Genomic DNA, 21,585 nt, shown 5'->3' on the forward strand with positions numbered 1-21,585 from the left:
GGATCTGTAGACGACCACGGTCTGACAGCCCTACTATAGGCCCCATTGAACTAACCGCAACTCAATAAACGGTACCTGAGAGCGATGACCTACTGCGTGGCAATGCGACTGGCTGAAGGGCTGGTTTTCGTGGCGGATTCCCGCACCAATGCGGGCGTGGATAACATCTCGACCTTCCGCAAGCTGTTCTCGTTCGGGAACGGTAAGGATCACGCGCTGGTGCTGCTTAGCGCCGGTAATCTGGCGACCACCCAGAGTATTGTCGAGCTGCTGAAACGGCGTATCGATGAGGCGGAAGAAAACCTGATGACGCTGCCCTCCATGTACGATGAGGCGGCATATATCGGCAAGCTGATGCGTGAGATTATCGAACGCGATACTCACAACCAGCAGGGCCAGGGTGTGGACCTGGGTTGCTCGCTGCTGCTTGGCGGCCAGATTCGCGGCGAGGAGCCACGTCTGTTCCTGATCTACCCGCAGGGCAACTTTATTGAAGCCAGCGTGGAAACGCCCTTCCTGCAGATCGGCGAGTTCAAGTACGGCAAGCCGATCCTCGACCGCATTATCGATTTCAACACGCCGCTGGAAACAGCCATGACCTGCGGCCTGATCTCCATGGACTCCACCATCAAGAGTAACCTGACGGTGGATCTGCCGCTCGACGTGCTGATCTACAACAAGGACAGCTTCAGCCTGGAGCGTACACGGCAACTTGGCAGTGAAGACGAAGGGTTTCTGGCGCTGCGCAAAGCCTGGGGCGAAGGGATCAAAGAACTGTTTAACCAGTTGCCGCGTACCAAGCTTTAACCGCTTGGGCGAAAGCGCATTCGGTCAGTTTATTGTACTTGCGGCCTAATATTATCTGCCCCAGATCAGGGCGACTAAGGTCCGCCTTTTCGTAGGGACTTTTTTGCCGGTATAATCCCTGACCAGATTTTTAGAGCAGCCTTGTTCGCCTCGCCGGAAGAGCATTTTGACAAGCCTGCCGAAACCATTTCCTGATGAGAGGTTGTGACTGTGAACAAATTCGCTGCAAAAGCTGTTAAGGCACTCTGCGCGCTGGGTCTGGGTTTTGCCCTGGCCAGCTCTGTTCAGGCGGCTACCGACGATGCAATCGCCGAGCGCATCAAGCCGATCGGTAGCGTATGTATCGAAGGTGATGACAGCTGTGGCGGTGCCGCTGCTGCGCCGGTTGCCGCCGCTGGTGGTGCCCGCTCAGGCGAAAGCATCTACACCGGTAAGTGTGCTGCATGTCACGGCACAGGCGTTCTGGGCGCTCCGAAGTTCGGTACTGACGAAATGCAGGCCCGTCTGGACGAGAAAGGCATGGAAACTCTGATGAACCATGCAATCAACGGCTTCAACGCCATGCCGCCGAAAGGCACCTGTGCAGACTGCTCCGACGACGAGATCAAGACTGCCATCGAGTACATGCTGTCTGGTTCCTGATTTATCAGCTGATAGCGATCGCGAAAAGGCCACCCTCGGGTGGCCTTTTTCGTTTTAGAGAAAAGCGTCAGAGCGCGCCAAGGCGATCAAAGATCGTCGAACATCCCCTTAAGACTGTTCAGCGTGGCGTTGCCGCGTTTGCGGTTCTGCTCCGGGCTGGCCTGACCGGCGCCTTCTATTTCCAGGTCATCCTTCGGCAGCTCCTCAAGGAAGCGGCTCGGCGCGCACTCCACCTCTTCACCGAACTGACGTCGTTTTTTCGCCAGCGTCATGGTCAGCGTGCGCTGGGCGCGAGTGATACCCACGTAGGCCAGGCGCCTCTCCTCCTCGATGGTATCCATCTCGATGCTGTTTCGGTGCGGCAGCAGCTCCTCCTCCATCCCCATCAGAAACACATGGGGAAACTCCAGTCCCTTGCTGGCGTGGAGCGTGAGCAGCTGCACCTTGTCGGAATCGTCTTCCTCTTCCTGGCGGTCCATCAGATCGAGCAGGATCAGGCGTGCAATCGCCTCTTCTATACCGGCGTCCGGATCCTCCTCCTGCAGACGCTCCAGCGTTGAGCGCAGGGAGTCGACCAGGAACCAGACGTTCTGCACCCGCTTCTCTGCCACCCCTTCGCTGGAGCTGTTCTGGCGGATCCAGTCTTCATATTCGATCTCGTAGATCAGATCACGGATCGCCGCGATCGGATCGCCCCGGCTACAGTTCTCATACATCCGCTGCAGCATGTCGCAGAAACGGCGCAGCCGGTCCACGGCCTTGGCGGAAAGCACCTGCTCGATGCCGATCTCGTCACAGGCGTCGAACAGACTGATCTGGCGCTCCGAGGCATACTGGCCCAGTTTCTCCAGCGTGGTGGGACCGATCTCGCGGCGCGGCAGGTTTACCACCCGCAGGAAGGCGTTGTCGTCCTCCCGGTTGACCAGCACCTTGAGGTAGCACATCAGGTCCTTGATCTCTGCACGGGCAAAGAAGGAGGTGCCGCCGTTGATCTTGTACGGCACCTGGTAGCTCTGCAGCTTTACCTCCAGCAGTCGCGACTGGAAGTTGCCACGGTAGAGCACGGCAAAATCCTTGAACGGAATACGGTCACGCAGGTGGCGGTCGAGAATCTCGGTAGCGATGCGGTCGCATTCAGCATCTTCGTTACGGGTGTGGATAAGCCGCAGCGGATCGCCATAGCCCATCTCGCTCCACAGGGTTTTGTCGAACACGTGGGGGTTGTTGGCGATCAGGGTGTTGGCCGCCTTCAGGATACGGCTGGTGGAGCGGTAGTTCTGCTCCAGCTTCACCACCTTGAGGCTGGGGAAATCCTCCTGCAGCTGATTCAGGTTCTCGGGCCGGGCGCCGCGCCAGGCGTAGATCGACTGGTCATCATCCCCCACCACCGTGAGTGCGGCACGGTGGCCCACCAACTGACGCACCAGACGATACTGGGACAGGTTGGTGTCCTGGTACTCATCCACCAGCAGGTAGCGGATACGGTGCTGCCAGCGCTCGAGCACATCCGGGTGCTGCGTAAACAGTCTTACCGGCACCAGGATCAGATCGTCAAAGTCCACCGCGTTGTAGGCGCGCAGATGCCGGTTGTAAGCCTCATAGGCGCGGGCGGCGAGAATCTCCTGGGGACCCTGGGCGATTTCCAGCGCCTGCTGCGGCTCGACCATATCGTTTTTCCAGCTGGAGATCTGGCCCTGCACCATCTGCACGTGATCAGTATCTTCATTGTGATCGATCATCAGGTCGCGTAGCAGTGCCTTGCTGTCCTGATCATCGAAAATGGAGAAACCGGGTTTGAAGCCAAGCGCCTTGTGCTCACGGCGGATGATATTCAGCCCCAGGTTGTGAAAGGTGGAGACGGTCAGGCCGCGACTGGCCTTACCCTGAATCAGGCTGCTGACGCGCTCTTTCATCTCGCGCGCGGCCTTGTTGGTAAAGGTAACCGCTGCGATATGCCGTGCCTCAATGCCACAGCTTTGAACCAGGTAGGCAATCTTGCGCGTAATTACGCTGGTTTTGCCCGATCCGGCACCAGCGAGCACGAGTAACGGGCCACCGATATAGTGGACGGCCTCCTGCTGGCGGGGGTTCAGTTTGCTCATGACACCTCAATAAAAGCTAAATGTTGTAACGATACGGCCGATCTAATAAGAGATTCTGTTCAAAAGCGGTGGTATTTTAAGACAATCCGCCACCGCTCAGTCGCAGAGTTCTCAGGAACCGCCTCCACGCATTACCCGGGACGGATAATCCTAAGAGACTGAAAGAAAACGATTTAAACAGTTGTTTCAAGCCTGATTTGTACGTGTTAATCTGGCTGGCCTTCCGGGGCAGCCATTATCGCACGAGAGTGGCGAATCTCAGAGCACTCCGGCGCCGTACCTATCGCAGTTTCAGAAGGACCGGCAGATGCTGGCATTTGACCAGGCAACACACGACAGTGACAACGATCAGCAACAGCTGTTGCTGCTAGATCCCACAGCACGGCTTGAGCCGCTGCTGCAATCGGTACTGATACCGACGGACGGCTTTCGTCTGCAGGCGTGCGCGAGCACGGAGGATATCGAAAAGAAGCTGTCGAGCGGAGCACTGCTGCTCTGCTACACCAACGATAAACCCGCACTTCAGAACCTGATCAAGCGGGTACAGCTGGCTCATCCCGGCATGCCTATCATCGTCTTCAATGACCATCTGGCTGAAGCCGATCCTTCCCTGCTGGTCCGCCAGCCGCTTATCGATCAGCTCAGCCTGAAAAAGCTCGACCGCGACCTGCTACTGCGCTCCCTGCGCTACGCCCAATGCACCCGTCGCAGCCAAGACGCCCTCGCCCAGCTTAAAATTACCGATCCACTCACCGGTGTGGGTAACCGTCAGTACTTTTACCAGGCGCTGGTTAACGAGCTGCAGGAAAAGCAGCAGCTGGCCCTGATCACCGTCGACTTCGACAGTTTCAGCCGCTTCAACAATGAATTCGGCCACGACGCCGGCGATGAAGTGGTGTTGGAGCTGAGCCGTCGCCTGCGCAGTTTCGGCGAAACCCGGCATATCTCCCGTATCGGCAGCGACGAATTCGCCTTTATTCTGCCGGTAGATGAAGCCGATGTTATCGAGCACCGCACCAAGGGACTCCTCGGCGAACTGATTGCGGCGCTGATGCCGGCATACAACATCGGAGACGGTGAAAAGACGTTGAGCTGCAGTATCGGCGTTGCCTACTCGCCCCGGCACAGCAGCGAATTCGACACCCTGATCAAGCAGTCCGGCCTGGCGCGAACCCGCGCCAAACAGAAGGGCGGACTCAGCTACGCTATTTACGATACCCGTCTGGACCGTAGCGAAAACGAAGATATCACGCTGGAGCCCGAGCTCTGGCGCGCCCTGCAGAACGAAGAGTTCGTGCTTTATTATCAGCCCCGCATCGATCTGCGCACCGGCTGCATCACCGGCGCCGAAGCGCTGATCCGCTGGGAGCATCCAGTCCACGGTCTGATCCCGCCGGACTCATTTATCCCCGCCTGTGAAAAGTCAGGCCTGATCGTGCCGATCGGCTACTGGGTCATCCAGCGCGCCGGCCGCGATATGAAGCTGATCCGCGAGGCGGGGCTGCATGGCCATATCGGCGTGAACCTGTCGTTCCGCCAGTTCCAGGACACCTATCTGGCACGCACCATCGAGCGTCTGATAGAGCAGTTCGATATCGACACCTCGATGCTGGAGTTCGAACTTACCGAAACTGCGCTGTTCAGCGACGAGATGCACGTCAAGGAGTGCATCAAGACCCTGAGCGCCCATGGCATCGCCTTCTCACTGGACGATTTCGGTACCGGCTACTCGTCATTCTCGCTGCTGCAGAAACTGCCGATCACCACGCTTAAGATCGACAAGAGCTTTATCGCCGGCGTACCCGGCAATCCCGATGATGAAGAGATTGTCCGCGCCATCGTCACCCTTGCGCACAACCTGCAAAAGAGCGTGATCGCAGAAGGCGTGGAAACCAAGAATCAGCTGGAGTTCCTGATCAAACAGGACTGCGACCAGGTACAGGGCTACTTCTTCAGCCCACCGGTGAGCCTGGATGTATTCCTGAAGATGCTCGGTACCAACCAGCTGCAAAGCGGCTGAATTAACAGCCACAGAATCAACCCTCTAAGCTTCCGCCAGTTTACCCCTGTAAGCCAGGGCTTCCAGCAGGTGAGCACTGCCGATATCCGCATCCCCCGCCAGATCTGCCAACGTCCGCGCCACCCGTAGCAGACGGTGACAGGCACGCGCCGAGACATGATGGCGTACCATCACCTGCTCCAGCAGCCGCAGCGCATCATCCGGCAGCACGCAGAACTGATCCAGCTCCTGCGCCGACAGGTCGCGGTTCACCTTGCCCTGACGCACCAACTGACGCTCCCGCGCCGCTAACACCCGTTCTCTCACTTTGGCACTGCCCTCGCCCGGCTCCGACGGATGCAGCAACTCTGCAGGACTCAGTGCCGGCACATGCAGATGCAGGTCGATACGATCCAGCAGCGGTCCGGAGATACGCTGTTGATAACGTTTGATCTGGTCAGGGCTGCAGTGACAACGCTCGGTGCCATCGCCAAAGTATCCACAGGGACAGGGATTCATCGCCGCTACCAGTTGAAAGCGTGCCGGGTAATGAGTCGAGCGGGCAGCACGGGAGATCAGGATCTCGCCGCTCTCCATCGGCTCGCGCATCACCTCCAGCACCCGACGGGGAAACTCCGGTAACTCATCGAGAAACAGCACGCCCTGGTGGGCCAGAGAGATCTCCCCCGGTCTCGGTCGCCCGCCACCGCCCACCAGCGCCACGGCGGAGGCGGTATGATGCGGTGCCCGAAAAGGGCGCACGCCGGCGCAGGCAGAATCCACCGGTAGGCCTGCTACGGAGTGAATAGCGGCTACGCTTAGCGCTTCGTTACGCTCCATCGGCGGTAACAGACCCGGCAATCTCGAGGCGAGCATGCTTTTACCGCTACCCGGCGGACCGCTGAACAACAGGTTATGGGCGCCAGCGGCGGCTATCTCCAGCGCCCGACGCGCCTGTAGCTGACCACGCACATCGGACAGGTCCGGCACATCGGGAGATAGCGGCGGCAGTTGAGCCTCGTGCGGCAAAGCTGGCAATTCTTTACTCCCGAGCAGCTGCGTCAGCGCCAGCAGATGCTCGGTGGCTAATACCTCCACCTGCCCTGTCATTAACGCCTCTTCGGAATTTGCAGCGGGTACGATCAGCTTACGCCCGGCCGAGGCACAGGCCACTGCAGCCGGCAGTACACCGGTGACGGGCCGCACGGCACCTGAAAGCGCCAGCTCACCGATCACCTCAAACTGTTCGAGCCAGTCGCTTTTCAGCTGTCCCGAGGCCTGAAGAATGCCCAGCGCTATAGCCAGGTCATAGCGACCGCCCTCTTTCGGCAGGTCCGCCGGCGCCAGATTGATAGTGATGCGTCGTTGGGGAAAGTCGAAACCGGCGGTAATCAGGGCGCTGCGCACCCTCTCCCGCGATTCTTTTACCGCCGTTTCCGGCAGGCCAACGATAGAAAGTGACGGCAGACCGCCGGAGAGATGGATCTCAACGGACACGGCCGGCGCTTCAACGCCGAGCTGAGCCCGGGTGTGGATAATCGATAAAGACATGACACCGTCCCTGGGTCATGAGGCGAAGCTGGATTACTCCGCCGGTTTGTCGTTGCCGCCTGCCTGCTCGGAAGAGCCTGCAGCAGAGCTGTCTGCGGACGCTCCCTGCTCAAGTTCAGCGAGTCGCTTCTCCAGCTGCTCGACCAGCTCCCGAGTCCGGGCAAGCACGGCGCTCTGAGCATCGAATTCATCGCGCGTCACCAGGTCCAGGCGGGAAAAGGTGCTCTGCACTACGGTACGGACCTGCTGCTGCAGCTCTTTCTGCCCCGGCAGCTCACGGGCGCCCTCGAAAATCTGGCCCAGTTGAGCATTGAGGCTATCGATCAGTTTTTGATGCATCGGGAATAAACCCCAGCTTGAATTGGTTGATGACTGAACACCACTATACCGCGCCAGGCCCCGCCCTGTCAGGCTTGGTGCAAGCCGGAAAAACCCGTGCACCATAAAAATGCACGCACTTTATCGGTGCACAATATTTGCTCAGCTTTTTTTAGCGTGCACCGCCGAAGGCCTGGTTATTTTTTGATCCTCTCCATTATCTATCTGTTTTAAAAGCCTTTTTCACTAGTGGCACGGTTCTGGCTTGAAGGAAGCACAACCGAGGCGTGCAACGCCCCTAAGCAGCGCACACTTCGTTATATCTATTCCAAGGGGGATTCAGAAATGAAGCTGATTTCAGCAATCATCAAACCGTTCAAGCTGGATGATGTTCGTGAAGCGCTGTCAGACATCGGCGTTCAGGGTATCACTGTTACTGAAGTCAAAGGTTTCGGTCGCCAGAAGGGTCACACCGAACTCTACCGGGGCGCTGAATACGTGGTCGATTTCCTGCCGAAAGTGCGCATCGACGCAGCTGTGGCTGACGATATTGTCGACCAGGTCCTCGAAGCGATCAGCAAAGCCGCTCAGACCGGCAAAATCGGCGACGGCAAGGTTTTCGTCATGCCGCTCGAAGAAGTCGTACGTATCCGTACCGGCGAAACCGGTCACGACGCGCTCTGATCGATCCATTAACTGTTTAAGACGTTGTAAGGCCTGATGGAGGGCTAAGCAGATGGAAGAACTTCTGAATACAACAGCCGGGGACGTTACCCAGCTTAAATATGCACTGGATACCTTCTACTTCCTGGTATGTGGTGCACTGGTAATGTGGATGGCCGCCGGCTTTGCCATGCTTGAAGCAGGCCTGGTTCGCGCCAAGAACACCACCGAAATCCTGACCAAGAACGTCGCCCTGTTTGCGATCGCCTGCATCATGTATTTCGTATCCGGCTACGCCATCATGTACGGCGGCGAATACTTCCTTTCCGGCATCACCGGTGACGGTTTCACCGGCGCAGAAGAGCCCGCCACCTACGCTCCGTCTGCTGACTTCTTCTTCCAGGTTGTCTTCGTTGCAACCGCCATGTCTATCGTTTCCGGCGCTGTTGCTGAGCGTATGAAGCTGTGGGCATTCCTGCTGTTCGCTGTTGTCATGACCGGCTTCATCTACCCGATGGAAGGTGCCTGGACCTGGGGCGGCAACGCTGTCTTCGGCATGTACACTCTGGGCGATCTGGGCTTCTCTGACTTCGCTGGTTCCGGCATCGTACACATGGCAGGTGCTTCTGCTGCCCTGGCCGGTGTTCTGGTACTGGGCGCTCGTAAGGGCAAATACGGCAAGAACGGCGAAATCAACGCTATCCCGGGTGCTAACCTGCCGATGGCGACACTGGGTACATTCATCCTGTGGCTGGGTTGGTTCGGCTTCAACGGCGGTTCCGTACTGGCGACTTCCGATGTTGAAAACTCCAACGCTGTAGCCGTTGTATTCATGAACACCAACGCTGCCGCTGCCGGTGGTGTGGTTGCTGCGATGATCGTTGCCCGCATCCTGTTCGGCAAAGCCGACCTGACCATGGCTCTGAACGGTGCCCTGGCTGGCCTGGTAGCAATCACCGCTGAGCCTTCCACTCCGTCTGCTCTGCAGGCCACCATCTTCGGTGCTCTCGGCGGCGTGCTGGTTGTCTTCTCCATCATCACCCTCGACAAGCTGAAGATCGACGATCCTGTCGGTGCGATCTCCGTGCACGGTGTTGTCGGTCTGCTGGGTCTGCTGCTGGTACCGGTTACCAACGACGGCTCCACTTTCTCCGGCCAGATCATCGGCGCCCTGACCATCTTCCTGTGGGTCTTCGTTGTCAGCCTGATCGTATGGCTGATCATCAAAGCCATCATGGGTGTCCGCGTCAGCGAAGAGGAAGAGTACGAAGGTGTCGACCTCTCCGAATGCGGTATGGAAGCTTATCCTGAGTTCGCTTCCAGCAAGAACTAAGGCTCATTAACTGAGCTGATAAGGGAGCCCTGCGAGGCTCCCTTTTTTACGTACTCAATTTGCGTTTTCTGCCGGATGACGCGTATGCGAAATCTGGCTATTGTAGGTATACTCAAAGATTCGGTACTTAACCGGATGAAGTCCGGGCACTTTGCTGCAAAGCAGTGCGCCCAACGATTAACGAGGAGTTAAACGATGAAACTGGTATCAGCGGTAATCAAGCCGTTCAAACTTGATGATGTTCGCGAAGCCTTGTCGGATATCGGCATTCAGGGTGTAACGGTCACCGAGGTGAAGGGTTTCGGTCGTCAGAAAGGCCACACAGAGCTTTATCGCGGTGCCGAGTATGTGGTGGACTTCCTTCCCAAGGTGAAGATCGAAATCGCTGTCGATGACAGCATGGTCGATCAGGTGATCGAAGCGATCAGCAAAACCGCCAACACCGGCAAAATTGGCGATGGCAAGATTTTCGTTTCTCCGCTGGAGCAGGTTATCCGCATCCGCACCGGGGAAAGCGGTTCAGACGCTCTCTGAGCGTCTCGACCCACCCCCTGCATGACTCTGGCGTGTTCTCGCCAGTCACTGTTTGTGTCGCAAATCTATTGCACTTAAACCACTGTTTGCTAGGATCTGCCTTTAGCTTTTTTGTCATGAAGTTGGGGTAAGCGTTCGGTGGCAAGGAAACCTGACCAGGGTCAGTTAAGTGCAGTAGCCAAGTGCGCGCTGGACGCTTTGGAAGCCTCCCCTTTGGGGGCTTGCCTGCTTGACCGGCAAGGATACTGCCTGGCGACCAACCGATCGGCGTCATCACTGCTCTCCCTCCCCGTACCGCTGCTCCAGCCCGCCGCTGTTTTTCTCGACAGCGCCTCCAGCCCCGATCTTATCTGTCGCCTGGGTTCAGTGTTCAGCAGCGAGCGAAATGGTTTCTCACTGACTCACTACCGCGTTCGCGACGAAGATTCTCTGGATCTGGAACTGCATGGCTCGGCAGTGCGTGATGACAGTGGGCAGGTGATCGCCGCCCTGGTACTGGTCCTTGATGAACGCATTCACCGGCAACGGGAGCTGGAGCTCAAGCAGTTCTCCAACGCAGTGGAAAACAGTGGCAGCGCGGTGGTTATCACCGACTCCAAGGGCCGAATCGAGTATATCAACTCGCGCTTTACCGATATCAGCGGCTACACCCTGTCCGAAGTGATCGGGCGCCAACCGTCGTTTCTCAAGTCCGGCAATACGCCCGGTGAGGTTTATGCCAACCTCTGGGCCACGGTGCTGAGCCACCGCAAATGGCGTGGTACCCTGCACAACCGGCGCAAAGACGGCGAGCTGTACTGGAGCCTGCAGTCGATCTCTCCGATTCTGGACGAGAATGGCAAGCTAACCAATATCGTCTCAGTCAGCGACGACATCACCCAGCTGAAAGAGCATCAGCAGCAGATGGAGCGGCTGGCCTTCTTCGATCCACTGACCGACCTGGGTAACCGCCGTAACTTCCGCGATCATCTGGAAGAGATGCTGCACTCCCCCGGGGAGAACATCAGCGCGCTGCTGCTGCTCGACCTGGACCACTTCAAGAAGATCAACGACACCATGGGACACGAGGCCGGGGATACTCTGCTGCGTACTGTCGCCAGCCGTCTCAGGTTCTGTATCAATGCACCACATACGGTCCACCGCCTCGGCGGTGACGAATTCACCGTGCTGCTGCACAATCTCAGTTCAATCGATGCGATCCGCAACTATTGCGACGATATCATCGAGCTGCTGGCGCAGCCGCTGGACATAGGCACGCACCAGATACAGGTCACCGTCAGCGTCGGGATCACCCTGCTCGGTATCGATGCAATGGATGTCAGCAGCCTGCTGCGTAATGCCGATCTGGCCATGTACAGGGCCAAACATGTGGGTCGCAACACCTATCAGTTCTACAGCCCCGAAATGAACACCGAGGCACATCGGGCGTTGACGCTGGAGCACGACCTGCGTCAGGCGCTGGACCGGGGAGAACTCAGGCTGCTTTATCAGCCGCAGATCGATCTGGGCAGCGGCACGCTGGTGGGTATAGAGGCGCTGCTGCGCTGGCACCATCCGATAGAGGGACCCATCTCTCCCGCTGAATTTATCCCCATGGCCGAAGAGACCGGTCTGATTATCCAGATCGGCCGCTGGGTACTGCTGCAGGCCTGTCGCCACGCCGCCCAGCTGCGCCAGCAACTCGACACCCCCTTCCGCGTGGCGGTGAACCTCTCCGCACGCCAGTTTGATGATCTGGGCCTGGTCGCCACCGTCAGGTCGGTACTGGAAGAGACCGGCCTCCCGGCCGAATTCCTGGAACTGGAGATCACCGAGGGGCTGATGATGAACAACTACAGAGACTCCCTGGTAATGCTGCAAAAGCTGCGTGATCTGGGTGTCACCCTGGCCATCGACGACTTTGGCACCGGCTACTCCTCGTTGAGTTATCTGAAAAAGATGCCGGTCCAGGTGCTCAAGATCGATCGCTCTTTTGTCCAGGACCTGCCAGACGACCGTGACGATCTGGCGATCACCTCGACCATCATTCTGATGGCCCGCCAACTGGGGCTCCATGTACTCGCCGAAGGCATCGAAACCCAGGAGCAGCACCAGTTTCTGCTCAATTCCGGCTGTCCCGTGGGTCAGGGCTTCCTGTTCGACAAACCACTGCCGTTTGAAGATATTGTCCAGCGATACAGCCGGGAAACCTCATCCCAGCTTTATCCCTGAACCTGCCCGGAAAAACTTATCCACATTTGCCGGCTCCTGCAAAATAACCGCAACCTTTTGTAAATTAATGGATTTTTAAAAAGATCCATTCTATTTACATAACAAAGCCACAGAGTTATCCAGATCCATAAACCCCAAAACTGGCCATAAACGACAGCAAGCGGACTAAACTTTCTGTGATCAACAGGAATTTATGGAGATGGCCCATGTTCCTTATCCGCCCGATTCAGCAACCGGACCTGGATGTACTGCTACAGATCGCTGAAGAGTCCGGTCCCGGCTTTACCTCCCTGCCGGGCGATGCCGATTTTCTCGCCAGCAAAATCCGTCAGTCGGTGGATACCCTGGGCCGCAGTAACGCCGCGCCCGGCCCGGAAACCTATCTATTTGTGCTGGTGGACACAGACAGCGGCGAGATCGCAGGCACCTGCGGCATTACGGCCGCGGTGGGGCTGGATATGCCGTTCTACCACTACCATGTCGGGACGATCGTGCACTCCTCGCGGGAGCTGGGCGTCTACAACGAATTCAAGACGCTGAACCTGTGTAACGACTACACCGGGAGCTCCGAACTTTGCACCCTGTATATGCGGCCCAAATATCGCCGCAGCGGTCAGGGCGTACTCCTCTCCAAGGCGCGCTTCCTGTTTATGGCGGAACATGCCAGCCGCTTTGATGACCGGGTTATAGCCGAAATGCGCGGTTTTACCGATGAGCAGCACACCAACCCTTTCTGGGAGGGGCTGGGCCGCCGCTTCTTTTCCATGGATTATGACCAGGCGGATTACCTGACCGGTGCCGGGAACAAGGTCTTTATCGCCGAGTTGATGCCAAAGCACTCGATCTACATTCACCTGCTGCCGGAAGAGGCTCAGGCGGTCATCGGCAAAGTGCACCCGAACACCGAACCCGCCTGCGAAATGCTCAAGCGGGAGGGATTCAGATTTGAGAACTACATCGATATTTTTGATGCCGGGCCCACCCTGGCAGCCCGGCAGGGAAACATCCGCGCAATCAACAAGAGCCGCCGTGCCCGCGTCATTCTGGACGCATCACCGCCTCCGGAGGGCGCCAAACGTCATCTGGTCGCCAACACCGAAACCACCGGCTTTCGCTGCCTGATGACTGCGCTTAGCCCGGACAGGAAGAGCGTAAGACTGACAGAGGAGCAGGCCAACGCCCTCTCACTGAAGGAGGGAGACGAGGCCCGCCTGCTCAAGCTTTGAGCTTTGAGCTTTAGGTCAGGACTACAGATTTTGGCAGGATCACCACGCACTCCAGGCCACCATCGGGATGGTTGCTGAGACTCAGGCTACCGCCAAGCCGCTCAACCGCCCGCCGGGTGATACTGAGGCCCAGACCGTACCCCTCGCAATCACCGCCGCCACGGACAAACGGATCGGTCATGCGTGCCAGCAGGTCCTCACTGACACCTGGCCCCCGATCTCTCACCCACAGTCTTACACCCTCCGCGACCCGGGCTGCCCGGATCTCCAGCAACGTATCCGCATCGGTGTATTTCAGTGCATTGCTGACCAGGTTGGCGAGTGCGCCGCGCAACAGCTCATCGTTCAGCGCCAGACGCAGTGCAGGCGGATTCACACTGACCTGGATAGGCCGCTCCGGCTGGGTAAAGTCCACATCGGCACGCAGCTCATCGAACAGCTCCTGTAACACAAAAGGCTCGCCACCAGGCTCAACCTGATCAAGCCGCGACAGGGAAAGTATCTTGTCGATCAGACCGTCCAGCTTCTCACACTCCCGGTTGATGCGGCTGGCGGTGGGGTCATCTTCACCGAGCCTCTGCTCGGCAAGGCCTGCCGCGACCTGCAATCGCGCCAGAGGTGCCCGCAGCTCATGGGAGACGTCCTGCAGCAGGCGCTGCTGAGCGGTCAACGTATCCTCGACGTAGCCCGCCATGGCATTGAACTCCCGCGACAGCTCGCCGATCTCATCGCGGCGCTGGCTCAGCCGGGTGCTCGCCCGGGTGCTCAGATTTTGATTGTGATAAAGATCCTTGGCGTGGGCACGCAGCTGGTTGATCGGCCGAACAATCAGCCAGGAGAGGAACAACGCCGCAACGGCTGATACCAGCAGCACGATCACCGCCTGTACCGACACCAGAAAACCCAGAATCTTTTTCAGATACAAGCCAGTGCGGGGGGCATGCACGACCACCCTCAACGGCTCTCCCTGTAGGCCCTCCATAGCGAAGCTGAGCGCGCTCGACTCACGGGGAGGTCTGCGATCCGGCCCCTGCAACTGCACACCACTCTCGGCGTCGAATATCCACAGCGGAATCATCCGTCGGTGGCCATCATGATCGTCCTCGTCATCATCATGATGCCGACGATCACCCCGGTCCTCCCACTCCAGCATCAGCCGCGCCTGCCCCAGCGCCCGGGTTTCCAGCAGCTCTTTGTTCTGGCGCTCCTCGGCTATATTCAAGATACCGATCACAGCCAGGCCGGTACCCGCCGCACTGATCAGCCAGATGACCAGGAAGATTTTCCAGAACAGTTTACGATGCCAGCTCATGCCTTACCCTTGAGGAATTGATAACCCTGGCCACGCACCGTCTTGATCAGCTCCTGCTCAGGTCCCAATAACGCAGCCAGCTTCTGCCGTACCCGGCTCACATGTACATCCAGCGCCCGGTCATAGGCGGTGAGTTTGCGGTGCAGCACCAGCTCGGTGAGCTGCTCCTTGCTCATCACCGTGCCGGCGCTGTTCATCAGATACGCCAGCACGTTGAACTCGGCACTGGTCAAATCAACAGACTCGCTGCCGACCAGAATCTCCCGGGCACCGGGATCGAGGCGGATACCAAAGGCTTCCACCGGTTTTTCCGGGAACAGGCTCTTCTGCACTGGTTGCTCCTGCAGTGAAGAGCGCCGCAATACCGCACGCACCCGCGCCAGCAGCTCACGGGGGTTACAGGGCTTGCCCAGATAATCGTCAGCGCCCATCTCCAGGCCGAGAATACGATCGATCTCATCACCGCGCCCGGTGAGCATGATCACCGGTGTCTGAATCCGCGGGCGCAACTGCTGCAGCAGCTCCAGGCCGCTGGCACCGGGCATCTGGATATCCAGCACCAACAGATCCCAGTCACTGCCATCGCCCAGCAGCTCCAGCGCCTGTTCGGCGGAATTACAGGCATCCACCCGATAACCCTCATGGCTCAGGTAGTCTTTCAGCAGATCGCAGAGATCCCGGTCATCATCAATAATCAGCAGCCGCTCGGTACTCACACTCGCTCCTTAAAACTTCTCATGAGTGCATATTAAGCCGTCAAACCGCCTGCGGGGCGGCCTTTACCAAACTTTACTCCCTGCTAACCCAACTTAGCAGTGACTCCTCGCATACTGAGGCCATCAACAAGTGAGAGAGCAAGGAGAAACATCATGCGTAAACTGATTATCGGCGGTATCACCGCAGCCCTGCTGGCCAGCTCCCTGACCGGCGTAGCCATCGCCCACGAAAGAGGCGAGTACCGCGACCGTATGGCCAGCAAGCTGGGCCTGAGTGAAGAGCAGCAGACCCAGATGAAAGCACTCTGGGATGAGCAGCGCGAAGCCCGCCAGGAGATGCGTGGCGAAATGCGCGACCACAAGGGTGGCCTGAAAGACCTGGACCCGACCTCTGACACTTACCAGGCCGACGTGCAGAAGCTGATCGAACAGACCCAGGCTCAGGTGGCAGAGCGTATCCAGCAGCGCGCCGACATGCACGCCAAGATGGCAGAGATCCTGACGCCGGAACAGATGCAGCAGTTCCAGGAGATGCGCGCAGAGCGCGGTGGTAAACATGGCGGCGAACACCGCAAAGGTGACTTCAAGGGCCATCATGGCGAACGCGGCGAGCGTGACTGCGATCGCTAAGTAGCCAGATCTGTAGCTAAAGCCAAAACGGCCGGTCTTATACCGGCCGTTTTACGTTGCCTGGTCGAAAGAGTCCCACCGGAATCAACTACTGTGCTAGCACTTTCTGCTATCATTTGCTGCGCAGTATCCGGAACCCCGTTCCTGTCATTGTTTTATATTGGCTTTATCGATTCGTGAGTCGGCCCGTGACACCCAAGCAACGTGAAATAAACCGTATTATTGAACGCCTTTCCCAGGCGATCGCCCAGCATAAACTCCCGCCCGGTATGCGCCTGGTCGAAGCGCAGCTGGTCGAGGCTCTGGATGCCAACCGCAACCATGTGCAGGCGGCACTGCAGCGACTGTCGATGCTGCATATCGTTACCATCGAAGCGAACCGTGGGGCCAGCGTGGCCAAGCCCACTGCGCAGGAAGCGCGCGACGTGTTCGCCGCCCGCAGGGCAGTGGAGCGCGGCATCGTGGAAGCGATCACCCAGGAGAAGCTGGAGCGTAACCGCGACCGCATCGATGCGCATATGGCGCGGGAAAAGCAGGCCACCGACGGCGAAGACCGTCGCGATATCGTGCGCTCGCTGAGCGACTTTCACCTGCTGCTGGCGGAGATTTCCGAGAATACGGTGCTGCGCGAGATCCTGCAGAACCTGATGACGCGCAGCTCGCTGATCGTCAGTCTTTACCAGCGCAATGACCAACCGCCCTGCCAGCACGATGAACATGGCCAGATCATCGCCGCCCTGGCGAAGGGTGACCGCTCAAGAGCCCATGAGCTGATGATCGAGCACCTCAACCACCTTGAGAGCGAGCTGGATCTGTCCAGCTATCAGGCTTCACCTGACAGCCTCCAGACCCTGCTCACAACGGCGGAATAACACCGCTTAAACGAACCTCTCCGGCCTAAGCAGCTGCGGCTGTGGCCGGGTGAAGGTCTGTTGTCCACCCTTGAAGCCCTGCGTCGGCTGACTCAGGTCACGCACCACTCCCGCGCGGTTATCCACTGTCAGGGTAATAAAGTCGGCACGGCAGCCCGGTTTGAGGCCATAGCGGTCCAGCCCCAGCAGTCGCGCCGACTCCACCGATACCCAATCCAGGCAGCGCTCGAAGTCCGCCGGCGTACCCAGCTGGGCCAGGTTGGCAAAGAGATTCGCCTGGCGCACCAGTGACATATCGCCGAACGGCGTGAACGGATTGCCGATATTGTTGGTGGAGATAGAGCAGCAAACCCCGGCATCGCTGAGCCGGTGCAGTGGACTCACACCCCGCGGCACCAGATGGTCATGCCCACGTCCGTTCAGGTAAAGATCGGTAGCCGGCAGCGCCGTCACCGCGATACCCGCTTTCACCAGGCTGGTGGCGACCTCGGCCAGCCGTGCCGGCGGCAGGGCCGACAGCTTGGTAGCGTGGCCGATGGTGACCCGCCCCTGCCACTGGCGTCGCAAGCAGACGTCCACCACCGCCGGAATCAGGCTGTTGGCCGGATCCAGGTCGAAGTCCAGGTGGAAATCCAGATCCAGATCGCGTTCCACCGCAATATCGAACAGGCGCTCGATCTGCGCCACCGGCTCGCTATCGGTATAGGGGCAGCCGCCCAGCAGATCGGCACCAAGATCCAGCGCTTCAAGCAGCAGCGCCTCGGTGCCGGGATTATTAAACATCCCTTCCTGTGGAAAAACACAGACCTGCAGGGTGATCGCCCAGCGGTACTCCTGCTTTAGCCGCAGGATCGCCTCCAGCCCCTGCAAGCCGATTACCGGGTCGATCTCCACATGGGTACGCATCCAGGTAGTACCCTGCAGAATCGCCTTCTCCAGGGTCTCCCGGCCGCGCTGATAGATATCCTCTGGATCGAACGCCTGCTTGGCCTTTGAGGTCTCGCTGATCGCCTCCTGCAGCGACCCTTCCACCAGACGGCAGCGATCCATGATGCACGCCTTGTCCAGATGTACATGGGTTTCGATCAGGCCCGGCAGCACCAGCTGGCCCTCCAGATCGAACTCGGCATCAGCCGCACCGTCTTCAGGCGGGGCGATAAAATGGCCACTGGCGTCGACCCAGAGCTCGCTGAGCTGATCAGGGCTTTCTGGCAGGCGCAGATTGATAAAACGGGTCAGACTCATGCGGCATCCTCCCCGTCTTTCTCTTTATTTTTTTCTGTATCGCCCTGGCCCAGATAAGCCGCTTCCAGCGCCTTGTCCTTGCTGAGTTCCTCTGCGCTACCGGCCTTGACGATACGCCCGGTCTCCAGCAGGTAAGCGCGGTCCGCCAGGGTCAGCGCCAGGTTGGCCATCTGATCCACCAGCAGGATGGTGATGCCTTCGTCACGCAGGCTGGCCAGCACCTCGAACAGCTCACGGATCATGGCCGGTGCCAGACCCAGCGAAGGCTCATCGAGCAGCAGCAGCGTGGGTTTGGCCATCAGCGCACGGCCGATCGCCACCATCTGCTGCTCACCGCCGGAGAGCAGCCCCGCCGGCTGGTCGATACGATCACGCAGTCGGGGGAAGCGCTTAAGCACCGCTTCGACAGCCTCATCTGAACTTTCATCCTCCTTGCGGAAGTCCCGCTGGAAAGCGCCCATCAGCAGGTTGTCACGCACACTCAGCTCCGGGAACACCTGACGCCCTTCCGGCACCAGCGCCAGCCCCTGGCTGCTGATGCCGCTGGCATCGAGCCTGTCGATGCTCTCGTTGTTGAGCAGAATACTGCCCTGCACCGGCCGGTGCAGACCTGCCAGCGCACGCATGATGCTGGACTTGCCGGCGCCGTTGGCACCGAGGATCGCCACGCATTCACCGGGTTTAACCACCAGGTTCACATCGAACACCACCGGCGCTGCGCCGTAATCGAGCTGCAGATCCTTCACAAACAGGGTGTGATCGGCAGGTCCTGACCAGGCCTGCTGACGCGGCCGGCCTTCATAATCGGTACCGCCAAGATAAGCCGCTATCACTTGTTGGTTATCGCGAATCTCGGCCGGTGTGCCCAGCGCGATCGGCTTGCCGGAATCCAGCACCAGTATCGAATCCGACACCGACATCACCAACGGCATATCGTGCTCGACAATAATCACCGCGATACCGAAACCGGCGATCGCCTTCAGCAGTTCACCGAGCTGGTCGGTTTCCGAGCGGCTCAGACCCGCTGCGGGTTCATCCAGCAGCAGTACCCGCGGCGCCATCGCCAGTGCCCTGGCGATCTCCACCAGGCGGCGGTCCACGTGGGGCAGATTGCCGGCAGCGATATCCAGCTCACCGCGATAGCCGGTGAACGCCAGCAGGTTACGCACGATATCCCGGGCACGCTTGCTCTCTTGCGCCAACGGATGGCTCAGCTGTCCCTTACGCATGGCGATCAGCAGGTTATCCATCACGCTCAGCTCCTCAAACAGCTGCGTGGTCTGGTAGGTTCGCGCTATCCCGGCGCGGGCGATATCCCAGGCGTTGCGTCCGGCCAGCTCAGACTCCAGCTTCACCGAGCCGCTGTCTGGCGTATAGAAGCCGCTGATCAGGTTCAGCGCCGTGGTTTTACCCGCGCCATTGGGGCCGATAATACTGGTCACCTCCCCTTCAGGAGCGTTGAAGCTGACGCCCTGTACCGCTTTAACACCGCCAAAACTGATGCCGATGTTATCCACAGAGAGGCCACCGGCGTAGCCGCGTGACGGGTTCAGGAACGAATCCAGCACCCCGGCATCCGCCCGCGCCGGCACCCGTTCGCCCTCTTTGCGGCGTACCCGCGACAGGATCAGTCCGATACAACCGCTCGGCGCCGCCCAAAGCACCGCCAGCAGGAAACCGGCAAACACCAGCAGGCGATATTCAGCCACGCCGGAGAGCAATTCCGGCAGCAGCACGATCACCGCCGCGCCGATCACCGGTCCAAACAGGAAACCGCTGCCGCCAACGATCACCGCCAGCACAAACAGGATCGACTGGGAGAACGGGAAGGTACTCGGGCTGATAAACATCATCAGCGGCCCTATCAACGCCCCGGCGCTGCCCGCCATCGCAGCTGACAGTGCAAAGGCCCAGGCCTTGGGCACCATCGGGTTGATGCCGATGGAGCGCGCCGCGGTCTCCGAGCCCTTGGCGGCCCGCATCGCCTTACCCCAGGGACCCAGAGCGAGTCGCTGGTAAAACCAGAGCCCGGCGACCATCAGCAGTACCGAGGTCAGCGCCAGACCAGTTTCCGAAGATACAACGCCGAAATTGGGCATAGGCACGCCAATCAGGCCGTTGGAGCCGCCGGTAAGATCCTTCCACTCCATCAGACCGTGATGGACCACGAAAGCGAAAGCGATGGTCACCATCGCAAGATAAGGCCCCTGCACCCGCAACGCAGGGATCGCCAGCAGACCGCCGCAAACACCGGCCAGCAACGCGGCACTGAGCAGCGCCAGCCCAAAGGGTACACCGGCCATCGTCATCAGCGAGGCGCAGTAGGCGCCGATGGCGTAGAAAGCCACATGGCCAAAGGAGATCTGACCACTGAGGCCGATCAGGATATTCAGCCCGGTGGCCACCAGGGCGCTGAGGCAAAACAGCGTCAGCACCAGCAGGCTGTAGCTGTCGACGATAAAACTCAGACTGGCGCCCAGCAGTGCCACGACCGCCAGTCCTATGGAAGTATTCAGGGTCATAACGCGTTACACCTTAAGCAGTCGACGTTTACCGAACAGACCGTCGGGCCGCAGCGCGAGCGCGACAATAACCAGAGAGAAGGTAATGATCTGGGTAAATGCAGAGCCCAGCTGCGCCGTCACCAGCGCCTCGATCACGCCAAACAGCAGACCGGCCACCAGCACACCGGGCGCGCTGGCGATACCGCCGAGAATCGCCACGGCGAAAGCCTTCAGACCGAACAGCGTGCCCATATCAGAGGAGACGCTGAACAGCGGTGCGATCAGCAGGCCGGCGATGGCCGCCAACACCGTGGATACGGCAAAGGCGATGGAGATCACCCGCGGCACCCGAATCCCCATCAGCGATGCCGCATCCGGGTTCTGTACCGTGGCCTGCAGCACCTTGCCGAGGCGGGTGTAACGGTTCACCAGCATCAGGGCCGCCGCCAGCAGCAGCCCCATGGCGGGAATCAGCAACTGCTGGATATACACACCCGAGCCAAATAGCTCGACAGTGCTGGATGCCCAGTCGGAGGGAAACTGGCGCGGCTCCTTGCCGAAGGTGAACAGCACCAGGTTATCCACAAGGATACCGCCGGCTACCGTCGCCATCAGCCAGCCGTCGGAACCGCGGGAGGCAAAGGGCCGCACCAGAAAGCGCTCGATCGCCAGTCCATAGATCGCCGCCAGCATCAGCGCGATGGGCACCGCCAGCCAGAGCGGCAGCCCCCAGGTCTGATACAGGGTGAAGCCAAACACGGCTCCCAGCATCATGGCACTGCCCTGGGCGAAGTTAACCGTGCGGGACACGATAAAGGTAACGTGGAAACCCAGGGCCAGCAGCGCGTACATGCTGCCCAGCCCCAGGCCCGATATGATCGAGGCACTTATCATTGCAGACTCCCGCCACGCCCCTGATC

18 protein-coding genes are annotated in these 21,585 nt (G+C 59.1%); 10 read left to right on the top strand and 8 right to left on the bottom strand.

Annotated elements, in window-relative coordinates:
• Positions 1–84: 84 nt before the first annotated feature.
• Together CLV83_RS15245 and CLV83_RS15250 are read left to right on the top strand one after the other, a co-directional pair.
• Complete coding sequence (locus CLV83_RS15245; RefSeq protein WP_132294129.1) at positions 85–807, top strand: proteasome-type protease; 723 nt, start codon at positions 85–87, stop codon at positions 805–807.
• Positions 808–1,017: 210 nt separating this feature from the next.
• Positions 1,018–1,449, top strand: a complete 432-nt coding sequence (locus tag CLV83_RS15250; RefSeq protein WP_132294131.1) for a c-type cytochrome — start codon at positions 1,018–1,020, stop codon at positions 1,447–1,449.
• A gap of 86 nt (positions 1,450–1,535) precedes the next feature.
• Here the strand turns inward: CLV83_RS15250 and rep are convergent, their stop codons facing one another.
• Positions 1,536–3,551: a DNA helicase Rep gene (gene rep, locus CLV83_RS15255; protein WP_132294134.1), complete on the bottom strand. Its 2,016-nt coding sequence runs from the start codon at positions 3,549–3,551 to the stop codon at positions 1,536–1,538.
• Between the two features lie 307 nt (positions 3,552–3,858).
• On the opposite strand from rep, the gene CLV83_RS15260 reads away from it, so the two are divergent.
• Entirely contained in the window at positions 3,859–5,571 is a 1,713-nt protein-coding gene (locus CLV83_RS15260) for a putative bifunctional diguanylate cyclase/phosphodiesterase (RefSeq protein WP_132294137.1), read from the top strand.
• A gap of 24 nt (positions 5,572–5,595) precedes the next feature.
• On the opposite strand, the gene CLV83_RS15265 is transcribed toward CLV83_RS15260, so the two are convergent.
• Positions 5,596–7,101: a YifB family Mg chelatase-like AAA ATPase gene (locus tag CLV83_RS15265; RefSeq protein ID WP_132294140.1), complete on the bottom strand. Its 1,506-nt coding sequence runs from the start codon at positions 7,099–7,101 to the stop codon at positions 5,596–5,598.
• Between the two features lie 33 nt (positions 7,102–7,134).
• The gene (locus tag CLV83_RS15270; RefSeq protein ID WP_132294143.1) at positions 7,135–7,440 is read right to left on the bottom strand and encodes an accessory factor UbiK family protein; all 306 of its coding nucleotides are present in this window, start codon (positions 7,438–7,440) and stop codon (positions 7,135–7,137) included.
• Between the two features lie 324 nt (positions 7,441–7,764).
• Here CLV83_RS15270 and glnK (CLV83_RS15275) point away from each other — a divergent pair, with 324 nt between their 5' ends.
• The 5 genes from glnK (CLV83_RS15275) (at position 7,765) to astA (ending at position 13,386) form a co-directional block, all read left to right on the top strand.
• The gene (gene glnK, locus CLV83_RS15275) at positions 7,765–8,103 is read left to right on the top strand and encodes a P-II family nitrogen regulator (protein WP_104004765.1); all 339 of its coding nucleotides are present in this window, start codon (positions 7,765–7,767) and stop codon (positions 8,101–8,103) included.
• Between the two features lie 52 nt (positions 8,104–8,155).
• Positions 8,156–9,415, top strand: a complete 1,260-nt coding sequence (locus tag CLV83_RS15280; RefSeq protein ID WP_132294146.1) for an ammonium transporter — start codon at positions 8,156–8,158, stop codon at positions 9,413–9,415.
• A gap of 195 nt (positions 9,416–9,610) precedes the next feature.
• Entirely contained in the window at positions 9,611–9,949 is a 339-nt protein-coding gene (gene glnK / locus CLV83_RS15285) for a P-II family nitrogen regulator (protein WP_132294149.1), read from the top strand.
• Positions 9,950–10,087: 138 nt separating this feature from the next.
• Positions 10,088–12,160: a putative bifunctional diguanylate cyclase/phosphodiesterase gene (locus tag CLV83_RS15290; RefSeq protein ID WP_132294152.1), complete on the top strand. Its 2,073-nt coding sequence runs from the start codon at positions 10,088–10,090 to the stop codon at positions 12,158–12,160.
• A gap of 206 nt (positions 12,161–12,366) precedes the next feature.
• Complete coding sequence (gene astA / locus CLV83_RS15295; protein ID WP_132294155.1) at positions 12,367–13,386, top strand: arginine N-succinyltransferase; 1,020 nt, start codon at positions 12,367–12,369, stop codon at positions 13,384–13,386.
• Positions 13,387–13,396: 10 nt separating this feature from the next.
• Here the strand turns inward: astA and CLV83_RS15300 are convergent, their stop codons facing one another.
• Both CLV83_RS15300 and CLV83_RS15305 read right to left on the bottom strand, forming a co-directional pair.
• Positions 13,397–14,698, bottom strand: a complete 1,302-nt coding sequence (locus CLV83_RS15300) for a sensor histidine kinase (RefSeq protein WP_132294158.1) — start codon at positions 14,696–14,698, stop codon at positions 13,397–13,399.
• A complete protein-coding gene (locus CLV83_RS15305) occupies positions 14,695–15,414 on the bottom strand; it encodes a response regulator transcription factor (RefSeq protein WP_132294161.1) in 720 nt (239 codons plus the stop codon). The genes CLV83_RS15300 and CLV83_RS15305 overlap by 4 nt, the downstream gene beginning before the upstream one ends.
• Before the next feature lie 153 nt (positions 15,415–15,567).
• On the opposite strand from CLV83_RS15305, the gene CLV83_RS15310 reads away from it, so the two are divergent.
• Positions 15,568–16,044 (top strand): Spy/CpxP family protein refolding chaperone, encoded by a 477-nt coding sequence (locus CLV83_RS15310; RefSeq protein WP_132294164.1) that lies wholly within the window; start codon positions 15,568–15,570, stop codon positions 16,042–16,044.
• 188 nt (positions 16,045–16,232) lie between these two features.
• Entirely contained in the window at positions 16,233–16,916 is a 684-nt protein-coding gene (locus CLV83_RS15315; protein WP_207894911.1) for a GntR family transcriptional regulator, read from the top strand.
• A 6-nt stretch (positions 16,917–16,922) separates the two neighbouring features.
• Here CLV83_RS15315 and CLV83_RS15320 read toward each other — a convergent pair whose 3' ends face one another.
• The 3 genes from CLV83_RS15320 to CLV83_RS15330 are packed head-to-tail and all read right to left on the bottom strand — an operon-like array spanning position 16,923 to position 21,559.
• Complete coding sequence (locus tag CLV83_RS15320) at positions 16,923–18,161, bottom strand: amidohydrolase family protein (protein WP_132294170.1); 1,239 nt, start codon at positions 18,159–18,161, stop codon at positions 16,923–16,925.
• On the bottom strand, positions 18,158–20,683 hold the full coding sequence (locus CLV83_RS15325) for a branched-chain amino acid ABC transporter ATP-binding protein/permease (RefSeq protein WP_132294173.1): 2,526 nt from the start codon (positions 20,681–20,683) through the stop codon (positions 18,158–18,160). Before CLV83_RS15325 ends, CLV83_RS15320 begins: the two co-directional genes overlap by 4 nt.
• A gap of 6 nt (positions 20,684–20,689) precedes the next feature.
• A complete protein-coding gene (locus CLV83_RS15330) occupies positions 20,690–21,559 on the bottom strand; it encodes a branched-chain amino acid ABC transporter permease (protein ID WP_132294176.1) in 870 nt (289 codons plus the stop codon).
• Positions 21,560–21,585 lie beyond the last annotated feature (26 nt).

This window comes from Marinobacterium mangrovicola (assembly GCF_004339595.1).
Classification (GTDB): Bacteria; Pseudomonadota; Gammaproteobacteria; order Pseudomonadales; family Balneatricaceae; genus Marinobacterium_D; species Marinobacterium_D mangrovicola.

What these genes read in the sequence shown, in the direction of transcription:
- CLV83_RS15245 (WP_132294129.1), top strand. Translation starts at nt 85, where the DNA reads ATGACCTACTGCGTGGCAATGCGACTGGCTGAAGGGCTGGTTTTCGTG.
- rep (WP_132294134.1), bottom strand. Translation starts at nt 3,551, where the DNA reads ATGAGCAAACTGAACCCCCGCCAGCAGGAGGCCGTCCACTATATCGGT.
- CLV83_RS15260 (WP_132294137.1), top strand. Translation starts at nt 3,859, where the DNA reads ATGCTGGCATTTGACCAGGCAACACACGACAGTGACAACGATCAGCAA.
- CLV83_RS15265 (WP_132294140.1), bottom strand. Translation starts at nt 7,101, where the DNA reads ATGTCTTTATCGATTATCCACACCCGGGCTCAGCTCGGCGTTGAAGCG.
- CLV83_RS15270 (WP_132294143.1), bottom strand. Translation starts at nt 7,440, where the DNA reads ATGCATCAAAAACTGATCGATAGCCTCAATGCTCAACTGGGCCAGATT.
- glnK (WP_104004765.1), top strand. Translation starts at nt 7,765, where the DNA reads ATGAAGCTGATTTCAGCAATCATCAAACCGTTCAAGCTGGATGATGTT.
- CLV83_RS15280 (WP_132294146.1), top strand. Translation starts at nt 8,156, where the DNA reads ATGGAAGAACTTCTGAATACAACAGCCGGGGACGTTACCCAGCTTAAA.
- glnK (WP_132294149.1), top strand. Translation starts at nt 9,611, where the DNA reads ATGAAACTGGTATCAGCGGTAATCAAGCCGTTCAAACTTGATGATGTT.
- astA (WP_132294155.1), top strand. Translation starts at nt 12,367, where the DNA reads ATGTTCCTTATCCGCCCGATTCAGCAACCGGACCTGGATGTACTGCTA.
- CLV83_RS15300 (WP_132294158.1), bottom strand. Translation starts at nt 14,698, where the DNA reads ATGAGCTGGCATCGTAAACTGTTCTGGAAAATCTTCCTGGTCATCTGG.
- CLV83_RS15310 (WP_132294164.1), top strand. Translation starts at nt 15,568, where the DNA reads ATGCGTAAACTGATTATCGGCGGTATCACCGCAGCCCTGCTGGCCAGC.
- CLV83_RS15320 (WP_132294170.1), bottom strand. Translation starts at nt 18,161, where the DNA reads ATGAGTCTGACCCGTTTTATCAATCTGCGCCTGCCAGAAAGCCCTGAT.
- CLV83_RS15325 (WP_132294173.1), bottom strand. Translation starts at nt 20,683, where the DNA reads ATGACCCTGAATACTTCCATAGGACTGGCGGTCGTGGCACTGCTGGGC.
- CLV83_RS15330 (WP_132294176.1), bottom strand. Translation starts at nt 21,559, where the DNA reads ATGATAAGTGCCTCGATCATATCGGGCCTGGGGCTGGGCAGCATGTAC.